This window comes from Nocardioides sp. J54 (assembly GCF_000519005.1).
Taxonomy (GTDB): domain Bacteria; phylum Actinomycetota; class Actinomycetes; order Propionibacteriales; family Nocardioidaceae; genus Nocardioides.
In genome coordinates, this window is sequence record NZ_JAER01000032.1 from 17,171 (window position 1) to 29,869 (window position 12,699).

At 73.4% G+C, this 12,699-nt stretch carries 11 protein-coding genes; 4 read left to right on the forward strand and 7 right to left on the reverse strand.

Going from position 1 to position 12,699, the window contains the following annotated elements; genetic code table 11:
- Window positions 1-13 precede the first annotated feature (13 nt).
- Genes NOCJ54_RS0117435 through NOCJ54_RS0117450 form a run of 4 tightly spaced genes read right to left on the reverse strand, consistent with a single transcriptional unit; the run spans window position 14 to window position 2,596 of the window.
- Entirely contained in the window at window positions 14-967 is a 954-nt protein-coding gene (locus tag NOCJ54_RS0117435; RefSeq protein WP_028656519.1) for a patatin-like phospholipase family protein, read from the reverse strand.
- On the reverse strand, window positions 964-1,557 hold the full coding sequence (locus NOCJ54_RS0117440; RefSeq protein ID WP_028656520.1) for a sugar O-acetyltransferase: 594 nt from the start codon (window positions 1,555-1,557) through the stop codon (window positions 964-966). The genes NOCJ54_RS0117435 and NOCJ54_RS0117440 overlap by 4 nt, the downstream gene beginning before the upstream one ends.
- The gene (locus tag NOCJ54_RS26600; protein ID WP_036518475.1) at window positions 1,554-2,084 is read right to left on the reverse strand and encodes a PGPGW domain-containing protein; all 531 of its coding nucleotides are present in this window, start codon (window positions 2,082-2,084) and stop codon (window positions 1,554-1,556) included. The genes NOCJ54_RS0117440 and NOCJ54_RS26600 overlap by 4 nt, the downstream gene beginning before the upstream one ends.
- Window positions 2,081-2,596: a nuclear transport factor 2 family protein gene (locus NOCJ54_RS0117450; RefSeq protein WP_028656521.1), complete on the reverse strand. Its 516-nt coding sequence runs from the start codon at window positions 2,594-2,596 to the stop codon at window positions 2,081-2,083. The genes NOCJ54_RS26600 and NOCJ54_RS0117450 overlap by 4 nt, the downstream gene beginning before the upstream one ends.
- Window positions 2,597-2,671: 75 nt before the next feature.
- On the opposite strand from NOCJ54_RS0117450, the gene NOCJ54_RS0117455 reads away from it, so the two are divergent.
- The gene (locus NOCJ54_RS0117455; RefSeq protein WP_028656522.1) at window positions 2,672-4,264 is read left to right on the forward strand and encodes an adenylate/guanylate cyclase domain-containing protein; all 1,593 of its coding nucleotides are present in this window, start codon (window positions 2,672-2,674) and stop codon (window positions 4,262-4,264) included.
- Window positions 4,264-5,427, forward strand: coding sequence for a hypothetical protein (locus NOCJ54_RS0117460; protein ID WP_028656523.1), 1,164 nt, complete (start codon window positions 4,264-4,266; stop codon window positions 5,425-5,427). Before NOCJ54_RS0117455 ends, NOCJ54_RS0117460 begins: the two co-directional genes overlap by 1 nt.
- Before the next feature lie 5 nt (window positions 5,428-5,432).
- Here the strand turns inward: NOCJ54_RS0117460 and NOCJ54_RS26605 are convergent, their stop codons facing one another.
- Window positions 5,433-6,014: a TetR/AcrR family transcriptional regulator gene (locus tag NOCJ54_RS26605; protein WP_051486000.1), complete on the reverse strand. Its 582-nt coding sequence runs from the start codon at window positions 6,012-6,014 to the stop codon at window positions 5,433-5,435.
- A 24-nt stretch (window positions 6,015-6,038) separates the two neighbouring features.
- A complete protein-coding gene (locus tag NOCJ54_RS26610; RefSeq protein ID WP_051486001.1) occupies window positions 6,039-9,068 on the reverse strand; it encodes an MMPL family transporter in 3,030 nt (1,009 codons plus the stop codon).
- Window positions 9,069-9,177: 109 nt separating this feature from the next.
- Between NOCJ54_RS26610 and NOCJ54_RS0117475 the strand changes: the two genes are divergently transcribed.
- Window positions 9,178-10,878: an FAD-binding dehydrogenase gene (locus tag NOCJ54_RS0117475; protein ID WP_028656524.1), complete on the forward strand. Its 1,701-nt coding sequence runs from the start codon at window positions 9,178-9,180 to the stop codon at window positions 10,876-10,878.
- 1 nt (window position 10,879) lies between these two features.
- Window positions 10,880-11,221 carry a hypothetical protein gene (locus NOCJ54_RS0117480; RefSeq protein ID WP_028656525.1) on the forward strand — a complete coding sequence of 114 codons (342 nt, stop codon included), beginning with the start codon at window positions 10,880-10,882 and terminating at the stop codon, window positions 11,219-11,221.
- Window positions 11,222-11,483: 262 nt separating this feature from the next.
- On the opposite strand, the gene NOCJ54_RS0117485 is transcribed toward NOCJ54_RS0117480, so the two are convergent.
- Window positions 11,484-12,635, reverse strand: a complete 1,152-nt coding sequence (locus tag NOCJ54_RS0117485; RefSeq protein WP_028656526.1) for a zinc-binding dehydrogenase — start codon at window positions 12,633-12,635, stop codon at window positions 11,484-11,486.
- Window positions 12,636-12,699: the final 64 nt, after the last annotated feature.

Genomic DNA, 12,699 nt, shown 5'->3' on the forward strand with positions numbered 1-12,699 from the left:
CCGCCCGATCGGGTCAGGCGGGCGACTCGCGCCGCTGCAGCACGCCGCTCATCGTGACCCGACCGCGCTCGATGGCGTCGGCGATCTCGTCCAGCTTGCTGCTCAGCCGGCTGATGTCCGGGGAGCCGAGCGGCGGGCGCACCTCGACCAGCGTCGCGACGGGCGCGACCGACGCCTCGGCGAGGTGGAGGTCGTCCGCGGCGTAGGACTGGTGCCGCTCGACGTGCGCGCGACCGGCGTGCCGCCCGTGCAGCAGGAAGTACGGCGCCAGCAGGGCCCGCTCCAGCCGCGACGGTGGCGCGGCGTGCTGGTCGGTGCGGCGGGTGCGCAGCACCAGCACGTGGGTCGCACCGTCGGCCAGCGCGGTCCGGTAGGGCACGCCCTCGGAGAGCCCGCCGTCGACGTACGTGCGACCGGCGAGGCGGACCGGCCGGCCCGCGAGCAGCGGGAGGCAGGAGCTGGCACGCAGCGCGGTCTGGAGGCTGAGCCGGTCCTCGACGTACGGCGACAGGTCGGTCGCCTCCCCCGTGCGGGCGTCGGTCGCCATCGGGTGGAACCGGACCGGGTTCGCGAGCACGGCCTCGAAGTCCATCGGGGTGATCGACTCGTAGACGTGGTGGACCAGGCGGCCGAGGTCGATAAGGGGGCCGCCGCGCAGCACCCGGCGCGGGTCGGTGACGCCGGCGGCAGCGACCTCGGGCCAGGCCCAGCTGCGGATCCAGCGCCGGGCGTGGCCGGTCAGCAGCCACGCGCCGTTGAGGGCGCCGGCGGACGTCCCGTAGACGTCGTCGAAGGCGTCGGTGAGACCGGCCTCGTCGAGCGCGAGGGCCATTCCGGCGGAGTAGGCGGCGCGGTTGCCGCCGCCCTCGATCGCCAGCGCGATCCGGAAGTCGTCGTCGCGCTGCCCCGGCCGGCTGCCGGTGCGCCGGCGGAGGGCGAGGGCGTCGAGCAGGGAGGTGCCGCTCACGACCGGTCCAGCTCCCGCAGGACCCGCGCCGGGTTGCCCAGGGCGAGCACGCCGGCGGGGAGGTCCTTCGTGACGACCGAGCCGGCACCCACCACGGTGTCGGCGCCGATGGTGACGCCTGGGCAGACGATGACGCCCCCGCCGAGCCACACGTTGTCGCCGATCGTGATCGGCCGCGCCGCCTCCCACTTGTCGCGGCGCGGACCGGCCTCGAGCGGGTGCACCGGCGTCAGCAGCTGCACGTTCGGGCCGATCTGCACGTCGTCACCGATGACGATGTCGACGACGTCGAGGGCGATCAGGCCGAAGTTCACGAAGGACCGAGCCCCGACGTGCAGCTGGGAGCCGTAGTCGACGTGCAGCGGCGGACGGATCTCGGTGTCCTCGCCCACCGACCCGAGCAGCTCCACGAGCAGCTCGCGCCGTCGGGTGCCGTCGAGCGCCTCCGGCCCGTTGTAGGCCGACACGAGGGCGGCCGCACGGCGCTGGGCCTCGACGATCGCGGGGTCGTCGGCGACGTACCAGTCACCGGCGAGCATCCGCTCGGTCATCGTGCGTCCGTCGTCGGACGGGGGCGGCTCGAAGGTCACGAGTCCTCCCGCTCGTGCGGCTCACGCTTGCGCAGCCGGTCGCGCTGCTCGTGCGCGTCCTCGTCGGCCTCCTCGATCTGGCTCTCGAGGGCGGCCCGCGCCTCGGGCTTGCCGTGGAAGCGGCGGTAGGAGTAGACGAGCAGGCCGAGGGCGATCAGCGACGACAGCACCAGGGTGACACCGGTCCAGGGTCCGCCGACCAGCCACCACTTGTCCGCGACCGGCCACCACGACGGGGCGTCCGGGCCGACCAGCCACAGCGCGCCGAAGCCGCCGAGGGCGAGCGCGCCGGCGGTCGACATCAGGATCCGCGGCCAGGTCTCGACGCCCTCCGCCGCGGCCCGCAGCGCCCGGAGCAGCACCGGCTCGAGCAGGCGCTCGGCCCAGGTGTACTGCTGCGACAGGATCGCGAGGCCGGCCGCCATCAGCAGCAGGCCGGGGCCCGGCAGCACCAGCGCGGCGACACCGGCCAGGAGCAGCACCCAGCCGAGGACCTCGAGGGCGACCCGCTTCGCTGCGCCGGTCACCGGCCACCGTCCCACTTGTCCAGCCACGCGAGGACGTCCTCGTCGGCGTTGCCGTGCGCCTGCGCGATCCGCGCCCACGTTCTCGCCTGGGCGTGGAAGCGGAGCGGGTTGTAGACGTCCTCCTCGCGCGAGAAGAGCCCGTCGCCGGCGTACGTCATGATCGTGATGTTCGGCTCGGTGAGCACCGTGCCGTCACCGGGGTCCGGCATCGGGTTGAGCACCTCGCAGACCAGGCGGGACTGCTGCTCGTCGACCACCTGCCAGCTGATCGGGAAGCCGGTCATCAGCCGGCCGGGGTACGACGTCATGGTGCGCACCGCCCACTCGCGGATCTCCTCACGCCCGTGGAACGTTCCCATCGCGTGCTCGACGTACACCGCGTCGGGCGTGAAGAGGTCGGCGTACCCGGCCCAGTCACCCGTCGCGGTGAAACCGGCGACCTTCTCGTGGAAGGCCGCGTAGGCCTCCGTGATCTCGGCAGCGGAGAATGCCACGGTCGGGGAGCCCGTCATGGGTCGATCCAATCAGGTCTCGTCAACCGCCACAGCACGACCACGGGATCGTCCGGCACCCCCTACGCTCGGCCCATGCCCCGGCGAGCCAGCACCGGACCGCGCCGCAGCCCCTTCGGCTCGCGGCTGCTCGGTCCGCGCGACCAGCCGCCGCGGCACCTGCGCGTCCGGATCCAGCTGCTGCTGACCGTGCTGCTGGTCAGCACCAACCTCATCGGCGCCCTGGTCGTCTTCGTCATCAACACCTGGGCGATCCCCTCGCCGGCCCCCAACCGGGACATGGTCGTCGCGCTGGCGATCGCGATCCCGACCTACGTCATGCTCGCCGCCGCGGTCGGCACCGTCTGGGGCACGACCGCCGCGTTGCGCGCGCTGCGCTGGGCGACCCAGCCGGAGGTCGACCCCGACCGCACCCAGCGCGCTCGCGCCCTGCGGGTGCCGCTGGTGCTGACCGGCGCGCAGCTGCTGATGTGGGGCGTCGGCACGGCCCTGTTCACGGTGCTGACGATCGTCCTGCAGCCGTCCCGGGCGCTCGGCACCGCGCTGACCGTCGGCATCGGAGCCGTCGTCGTCGCCGGGGTCTCCTACCTGCTGACGGAGTTCTCGCTGCGCCCGATCGCGGCGCGGGCGCTGACCGACGTGCGGGTCACCGGCCGGGTCCGCGGGGTGGGGGTCGGCCCGCGGATGGCGATCTTCTGGACCCTCGGCACCGGTGCCCCGGTCGTGGGGCTGATGATCGCCGCGATCCTCGCGATCACGCCGGCCGGCAACGACGCCACCCTGGAGCAGCTGGCGGTCGTGACGATCATCGTGTGCGTCATCGTGCTGGTCTTCGGGTTCCTGCTCACCGACCTCAACGCCCGTTCCGTGGTCGCGCCGATCCTGTCGGTGCGCGACGCCCTGCGCGCCGTGGAGAACGGCCGCCTCGACACCGACGTCGTCGTGTACGACGGCACCGAGCTCGGGCAGCTGCAGAGCGGCTTCAACGCGATGGTCGCAGGGCTGCGCGAGCGCGAGCAGATCCGTGACCTCTTCGGGCGCCACGTCGGCGAGGAGGTCGCGGCTGCGGCCGCCGCCCTCGGCGCCGGCGAGATCGAGCTGGGCGGTGAGACCCGCGAGTGCTCGGTGCTCTTCGTCGACCTGGTCGGCTCGACGACGTACGCCACGCAGCACGGGCCGACCGAGGTCGTCGCCGTGCTCAACCGGTTCTTCGCGGTCGTCGTCGACGAGGTCGACCGCCACCACGGCCTGGTCAACAAGTTCATCGGCGACGCGGTGCTCGCGATCTTCGGCGCGCCCGTCGAGCACGAGGACCACGCCGCGGCTGCGCTGGCGGCCGCCCGCGCCATCGCCCGCCGGCTCCGCGAGGAGGTGCCGGAGGTGGGCGCCGGGATCGGCGTCGCGACCGGCCAGGTCGTCGCCGGCAACGTCGGGCACGAGCAGCGCTTCGAGTACACCGTCATCGGTGACGCGGTGAACTCCGCGGCCCGCCTCACCGACCTCGCCAAGGACGTCCCCGGCTGCGTCCTCGCCGCGTGGGACACCGTCGAGGCTGCCCGCCGCACCGACGCCGCCGAGGCCGGCCGCTGGGTGGAGGACGGTGAGACGATCCTGCGGGGCCGGAGCACGACGACCCGGCTGGCCGTGCCGGAGGACGGGAGCTGCTGATGCGACGCGTGACGGGCGCGGTGGTGGCCGCACTGGCACTGGTGGCGGGCGTGCTGGTGGGACCGGCGACGGCGGCCCCGTCAGCGGTGCGCATCATCGACCCGCCTGAGTTCGTCCCGATCGATGCCGTCGCACAGCTCCTCGTCGCAGGTCTCGACGAGTCACCGCCCGACGGCACACCCGTTGCGTTCGCGTGGGACCTCGACGACGACGGACAGTTCGATGATGCGTCCGGCGACGCCGCACTCTGGAACCCCGCGCTGCGGGCAACCGTCGGGGTGGGCGCCTACGACGTGTCCGTGCAGGCAGTCGTGGGTGGGCAACAGTTCGTCGACACGTGGACGATCCACGTCATCGAGCAGTTCAAGGTGAGCCTCGGCCCTGACATCTCGGTCGCCGTCGGTGACCAGGTCTCCATCGGCGCCACGGTCTCGAACTTCCCCTTCTGGAGCACCCGGACCTACCAGTGGGAGCTCGACGGCGACGGGGACTACGACGACGCGCCGCCCTCCGCTGAGTACGTCACCCTGGACTGGACCGAGCCCGGGATCCACCTTGTCGGTGTTCGCGTAGGTCACGACGAACAAGCCCCCGGGGCACTCCCGGCCGAGGCGACGAAGCGGATCACCGTGCGGATCGCTCTCGCAACCGTCAGCCTGCCTCTAAGGGGCCGGCCGGGTCAGACGCTCACGGCCAGTGGAGCGGCTCCTGCACCGACAAGCGCGACCCGCACCTGGACCTGGCTGCATGACGGCACGCCGATCGCCGTGACGAACGTTCCGACGTACCGCTTGGGCAAGGCCGACGCTGGTCGCCGTGTGTCCGTTCGCGTGACTGCCACGCTGGACGGCAAACCGAGCGCCCTTCCGGTCACGAGCGGATTCGTCAACGTCGCCGCCCTCAACCTGACCCGCCCGTCCTTCACCGGCACCGCCCGCGTCGGCCGCAGGCTCACCGCCCGGAGGGGGACGTGGCAGGCGCCGGGCCACACCTACGCCTACCAGTGGCTGCGCAACGGCAAGGTCGTCCGCGGGGCGACCCGGAGCACCTACACGACGACGAAGGCCGACCGCGGTCGCCGGATCTCGGTGCGGGTCACCGCGCGGCGCAGCGGTTTTCCTGCGGTGAGGGCGGTCAGCCAGGCACGCTCGATCGGTCGCTGAGCCGCTCAGGCCAGCGCGTCCAGCGCCCGCGCGACCAGGGCGAGCAGCCGGGCGGTGTCCGCCTCCGGGAGCACGTCGGCCAGCTGCGCGTCGCGCTGGAGGACGGCCAGGCCGTGCACGGTTGCCCAGCCGATGGTGGCGAGCTCCTCGGTCGGCACGGCGGTCCCCCAACCGGCGGCCTGCGCCGCGGCGACCACGCCGACGATCAGCTCGCGGTGGCGGCCGCGCACGTCGACCAGCGCCGGGTCGTCGGCGTGCAGCAGCTCGGGGCGGAACATGACGTCGAACATCGTGGGTCGGCGCAGCGCGAACTCCACGTAGGCCGCGCCCGCTGCCGCGACCTGCGCACCCGAGCCGACCTCCGCGCCCGCGACCGCGGCGGCCGTGTGCTCCACGAGCAGCTCGAAGCCCTCGACGGCGAGCGCGGTGAAGAGCCCCGCGCGATCGTCGAAGTGGTGCGCCGTGGCCTGGTGGGAGACCCCGACCCGGCGAGCGATGCCGCGCAGGCTGGCCCGGGCCGGGCCGCTGGAGGCGATCTCCTGCTCGGCGGCCCGCAGCAGGCGCTGGCGCAGGTCCCCCCGCCTCACGACGCGTCCCTCATGACCTGTTCCTCATGCCCCGGAGTCTGCCCCGCCGGCGGCCGGCTCCACACGCTGCGGCCACCACAGCCGACGGCCCAGCAGTGTGGCGATGGCCGGCACGAGCAACGAGCGCACGATGAAGGTGTCCAGCAACAGGCCCACCGCGATGGTGAAGCCGACCTGGCCGATGGTGGTCACCCGTCCCGCGAGCAGGGCCAGCATGCTGACCGCGAAGATCACGCCCGCGGTCGTGATCACCCCGCCGGTGGCGGCGGTCGCCCGGGCGATGCCGGTGGCCGAGCCGTCCGGCGCCTCCTCGTGGATCCGCTTCGTCAGCAGCAGGTTGTAGTCCGCACCGACCGCCACGAGGATCACGAACGCGATGGCTGCGACGGTCCAGTCGAGCTGGACGTCGAGTCCGTACTGCCAGACCAGCAGGGACAGGCCCATCGCCGCGCCGTACGACAGCACGACGGTGGCCATCAGCGCGAACGCCGCGACCAGGCTGCGCAGCAGCAGGAGCAGGACGAGGAAGACCGCGACCAGCGAGCAGAGCGCGATCACCTCGAGGTCGGACGTGGAGTACGCGCGGAGGTCGTTGTTCGTGGCCGCCATGCCGGTGACCGACACGGTGGCGTCGTCGAGGCGGGTTCCGTTGAAGGACGTCTCGATGAGGTCGCGCACGTCGGCCGCACGCCGGGAGGCCTCGGGCCCGAAGGCGTCGGTGCTGCCGAGGACGGCGATCCGCGCGGTGCGGCCGTCCTCGGAGACGAAGAGCCGACTGGCAGCGGCGAAGGACTGGTTCTCGAGAGCCGTCGGCGGGAGGTAGAAGCCGCCGGCGCCCGGGCCGTCGGCGGCGCGGCGGGTCTTCTTGAGGTGGCGGGCGGCCGCCGCGAGCCCTTCCTCCAGCTCGGGCAGCGTGGCCGCGACCTGCTCGGTCCCGCCGCGCAGGCGGTCGGCGCCGGAGGCGAGCTCGTCGGCGCCGCCGGCGAGCTCCTCGAGCCGGTCGGCGAAGGTCCGCTGCCCGGCTGCAAGCTGCTCGGTGCCGGTCCGCGCCTGGGCCAGGCCGCCGCGCAGCTGGCGCAGGCCGCCGCGCAGGTCGCCGGTGCCCCTCGCGAGCGTGCGCGCGCCCTTCGCGGCCTCGCGCAGGCCGGGCAGCAGCTGGTCGCGCTCGGCCTCCCAGATCTGCTTGATGCCGTCGCGCGCCTGGCGGCACGCGGGGTCGAGGCCGCAGGTGAGGCTCTTGCGGGACAGCGCCTCGTGCACCAGGGCGAGGCCCTCGACGGCGACCTCCACCTGGTCCGCGGCGGTGCTCAGGCCCGTGGCGAGCGCGGCGGCGCCGGTGCGCAGGTCACCGGTGCCGGACACGGCGGCGTCGGCGCCGTCGAGCAGCTGCTCCATGCCGGCGGAGAGGCGGGCGCTGGCGGTGGCGATCCGGTCGGCCCCGGTGACGGCCTGGCCGGCGCCCTCGGCGAGCTGGCTGGCGCCGTCGTCGAGCCGGGTGGCGCCGTCGGCCAGCTGCCGCGCGCCGCCGGCTCCCTCGGCCACCCTGGCCTTCGCGTCGCCGAGCCGGTCGCCGACCTCGCCGGACTGGTAGGCCACCGACGCCTGGGTGATCGGCTCGCCGGTGGGGCGGGTGACGGTGCGGACGAGCGCCACGCCCTCGTGCTGCTCCACGGCGGCGGCCGCCCGCTCGATGAGGGCGAGGTCCCTGGTGTTGCGCAGGTCGTGGTCGGCCTGCACGAGGACGTAGTCGGGCAGCACCTCGTTGACCGGGAAGTGCCGGGCCAGCAGGGCGAAGCCGCGGTTGCTCTCGGCCTCCTCCGGCAGCGGGTCGCGGATGTCGTACGACAGGTCGAGGAGCGGGAAGAGGGCGGCCAGCAGGGTGAGCGGGACCGCGGACGCGGCCAGCATCCGCACCGGGTGCGCCGCGACGACGTTGGCGACCCGCTGCCAGACCTCGCCCGCCTTCGACTCCCGCGGCTCGGCCCAGCCGCGCCTGCCGGCGAGCGCGAGCAGCGCCGGGGTGAGGGTGAGGCTGAGGACCAGGTTGACCGCGATGCTCACCGCGATCGCCGGGCCGGTCGTGTTGAAGAACCCGAGGTCGGCGACGACCATGCACAGCGTCGCGAGCACCACCGTGACGGCGGAGCCGGCGATGACGCCGCCGACCCGGCTGGCGGCGATGCCCGCGGCCCGCACCGGGTCGACGCCGAGGCGGCGCTGCTCGTGGTAGCGGGCGACGAGGAAGACGGCGTAGTCGGTGCCGGCGCCGAGGATGACCGCGGTCAGGAAGGACCCGCTGAAGGTCGAGACCGCGAAGAAGTCCTCCATGCCGCACCACGCCACGACCGCACGGCCGGCAGCCAGGCCCAGCCCCACGACGCCGAGCACGATGACCGGCACGGCGAGCGCGCGGTAGATGACGAAGAGGATCAGCCCGATCAGCCCGATCGTGACGATCGTGATCCGCAGGACGCTCTCCTCCGTCTCGACCGTGAGGTCGACGACGGTCGCGGTCGGTCCGGTGACCTCGACGACGAGGCCGTCGGGGGCCTTGTCCCGCACGACGTCGCGCACCGCCGACACCTGGCGCAGCGACGACGGCGCGCCGGTGGCGCCGGTGATGCCGACGAGCACGTAGCGGGCCTGCCCGTCCGCGCTGGTCAGCGCCTTGCGCAGCCCGGGCTGGCGGATGTCCTGGACGAACACGACGTCGTCCTCGAGCGCCCCGAGGTCGTCGACCAGCGACTCGGCGAAGAGCCGGTCGGCCCTCGTCAGGCCGCTGGCCCGCTCCATCGCCACGACCACGAAGCTCTCGCTGCCGCCGTTGCCGAACGCCTCGTCCATCGCCTTCACGGCCACCATCGACGGCGCGTCCCCGGGCACCATCGGCGAGGAGTCGCGCCCGGCGACCTCCTCCAGCTGCGGCACCGCGACGTTCACCACCGCGGTGAAGGCGAGCCAGGCGAGCACCACCCACGCCGCCCGTCGTACGACGAAGCGGGCCCAGCCCGCGGCCTTCGTGCCGGTGTCCCCGCCGGCCGTCCCCTTGGTCACCCTAGGAAACTAGAACCGGTTCCTTGCCAGTGGCAAGGAAGTGTGTCCGGACCCACTCCGCGGCCCCGATCGCCGTTTCCGGGTGGCACCCGTGTGGCAGGCTCGCCGCGTGACCGAGAACGACTTCACCCCCGACGCCATCGTCGTCGGCGCCGGCCTCGCCGGGCTCGTCGCGACCTTCGAGGCCACCCGCGCCGGCAAGAAGGTCCTGGTGCTCGACCAGGAGAACCGGGAGAACCTCGGCGGCCAGGCCTGGTGGTCGCTCGGCGGGCTCTTCCTCGTCGACTCCCCCGAGCAGCGCCGGATGGGCATCAAGGACTCCCGCGAGCTCGCCTGGCAGGACTGGCAGGGCTCGGCCGCCTTCGACCGGATCGGCGAGGGCGACGGGCCGGACCGCGGCGAGGACCACTGGGGCAGCCGCTGGGCCCGGGCGTACGTCGACTTCGCGGCCGGCGAGAAGCGCGACTACCTGCGCGCACTCGGCCTGAAGTCGCTCACGTTCGTCGGCTGGGCCGAGCGCGGCGACGGCTCGGCCAGCGGCCACGGCAACTCCGTCCCGCGCTTCCACCTGACCTGGGGCACCGGCCCCGAGGTCGTGCGGGTCTTCCTCGAGCCGGTCGAGCAGGCCGAGGAGCGCGGCCTGGTGCGCTTCGCGTTCCGCCACCGTGTCGACGAGCTGCTCATCGAGGACGGCCGCTGCGTCGGCGTGCGCGGCTCGGTGCTCGAGCCCAACGACGGCCAGCCGCGCGGCGAGGCCTCCAGCCGGGAGGTCGTCGACGAGTTCGAGGTGCGGGCGCCCGCGGTGCTGGTCTCCTCCGGCGGCATCGGCCACAACTTCGAGCTGATGCGCGCGAACTGGCCCACGGAGCGGGTCGGGCCGGTGCCGGAGCACATGATCGCCGGCGTGCCCGCCCACGTGGACGGCCGGATGCTCGCGATCAGCGAGTCCGCCGGCGCCAACCTGGTCAACCGCGACCGGATGTGGGCCTACGTCGAGGGCATCCACAACTGGGACCCGGTGTGGCCGAACCACGCGATCCGGATCCTGCCCGGCCCGTCGTCGATGTGGTTCGACGCCGACGGCAACCGGCTCACCGGCATGTCCGGCGTCCCGGGCGCCGACTCGATCGGCTCCATGAAGCAGGTCCTGGCCACCGGCGCCGACTACTCGTGGTTCGTGCTGACCCAGTCGATCATCGAGAAGGAGTTCGCCCTCTCCGGCTCGGAGCAGAACCCCGACTGGACCGGCAAGGACGTCCGGCTGATGCTCAAGGAGCGGCTCGCCAAGGGCGCCACCAGCCCGGTCGAGGCGTTCAAGGAGCACGGCGACGACTTCGTCGTGGCGGACAACCTGGACGACCTCGTGGCCGGCATGAACCGCATCGCCCGCGGCGGGCGGGTCCTCGACGTCGAGCACCTGCGCCGGCAGGTCGAGGACCGCGACCGCCAGGTCGACAACCCGTTCTGCAAGGACGCCCAGGTGATGGCGATCCACAACGCACGACGTGACCGCACCGGCAAGATCATGCGCGTCGCCAAGCCGCACCGGATCCTCGACCCCGCACACGGCCCGCTCATCGCCGTACGGCTCAACATCCTGAGCCGCAAGACGCTCGGCGGCATCAAGACCAACCTCGACAGCCAGGTCGTCCGCCCCGACGGCTCGGTCCTCCCCGGCCTGTACGCCGCGGGCGAGGTCGCGGGCTTCGGCGGTGGCGGTGTGCACGGCTACAACGCCCTCGAGGGGACCTTCCTCGGCGGCTGCATCTTCTCCGGCCGCGCCGCCGGTCGCGCGATCGGACGGGGCTGACGTGGCCGGCGCGACGGACCCGGACCGACTCTCGCCGGACCAGGTCCCCGACGACACCACCGGCGGCCAGCTCGCCGGGTGGATCGCCGAGGACGTCGCGCGCTACCTCGCGGCGCGGCTCGCGGCCCTGGCCGCCTGCGTGGCCGTCGTGGCCGGCGCGCTGTCGGAGTCCGCGTCCACCGGACTCAAGGCCACCAGCGCCACCGCGGGCGGCGTCGGCCTGCTCGTGCTCCTGGTGACCGGCCTGCTCCGCGCCCGCCGCACCCGGCAGTGGTGGGTCATCGGCATCGTCCTGGCCACCTGCGCCGCCCTGCTCGCCGCCATCTGGCTCGGCTCCACCTGACCCGACTCCCCGGTCGAGATGTCACTCGTGGCGGGTCGAAGCGTCACTTGCGGCCGGTCGAGGCGTCACTTGTGGCCGGTCGAAGCGTCAGTTGTGGCGCGTCGAGACGTCATTTCCTGCCCAACCGATCCATCGACGTACGGCGTGACCACTCGACGGGCCAGAAGTGACCACTCGACAGGCCAGACCTGACCACTCAACAGGCCAGAACTGACCACTCAACAGGCCAGAACTGACCACTCAACAGGCCAGAGGTGACGTCTCAACGGGTGGGGTCCACGAGGATCTTCGCGTGCCGCTCGGGGTCGGCGAGGTCGTCGAAGGCGTTGGCGACGCCGTCGAGGCCGACGGTGCCGGTGACGAGCGGGCGGACGTCGACCTTGCCGGAGGCGATCCACTGCAGGGACTGGTGGAACTCGCTGGGGTCGTAGGCGAACACGAAGCGCAGGTCGACCTCCTTGTTGATCGCCATCGACGGGCGGAAGGAGTCCTGGCCCATGCACACCCCGACCACGACGACGCGGGTGAGCAGCGGCGCGTGCGCGACGACGTGCTCGATCATGCCGGGCAGGCCGACGCACTCGAAGACGACCGGACCGCGCGGCGTCGCACCGACCTTGTCGGCGGCGCGCAGGACGTGCGCCCACGGCAGCAGGGGTACGGCGCGCAGCTTGTCCATCGCGTCGAGGCCGACCTCGGCCAGCGCGATCGCCTCGGTCAGGTAGCGCCGCGAGTCGGCGAAGGAGGACCACGGCGACTCGGTCGCGGGGTCGACCACGACGTCGGCGCCCATCTGCGCGGCGAGCTCGCGGCGGGCGGGCGAGAAGTCGCTGGCGATGACGTGGCGCACGCCGGTGGCCTTGAGCATCGCGATGACCGCCAGCCCGATCGGTCCGCAGCCGACGACGACCGCGGTGTCGCGGGCGCCGACCTGGCCACGGCGCACGGCGTGCAGCGCCACCGCCATCGGCTCGGTCAGCGCGGCCGCGTCGGCCTCGAGGCCGTCGGGCACCCGCATGGTCATGGCGGCGTCGACGAGCACCTGCTCGGCGTACCCGCCCGGCGCCTTCGCGCTCAGGCCGGTGAGGTGCACGCCGTCCGGGGTGCGCAGCACCGGCAGGGCGACGACGCGAGCGCCCGCGGGGAAGGCCGAGCGCCGCGTGCCGGGCCCGTGCTCGGCGACGGTGCCGACAAACTCGTGGCCCATCACGACCCGGTCGGTCGAGCGCATGAAGTCCTCGTAGCCCAGGGCCGCGGCGTCGTCCGCGGTCTCGTCGCAGCTGGTGCGCGCGTGCAGGTCCGACCCGCAGATCCCGGCCCGCTCGACGTCGAGCAGGAGCTGGCCCTGCGCCGGCCGCAGGTCCGGGACGTCCTCGACGGTGAGCCGGGACTGGTGGCAGACGACGGCGCGCATGCGCGCAGCCTAGGGGAGGAAATGCGCAGCGCCCCGGCTCGTCGAGCCGGGGCGCTGCGTCAGG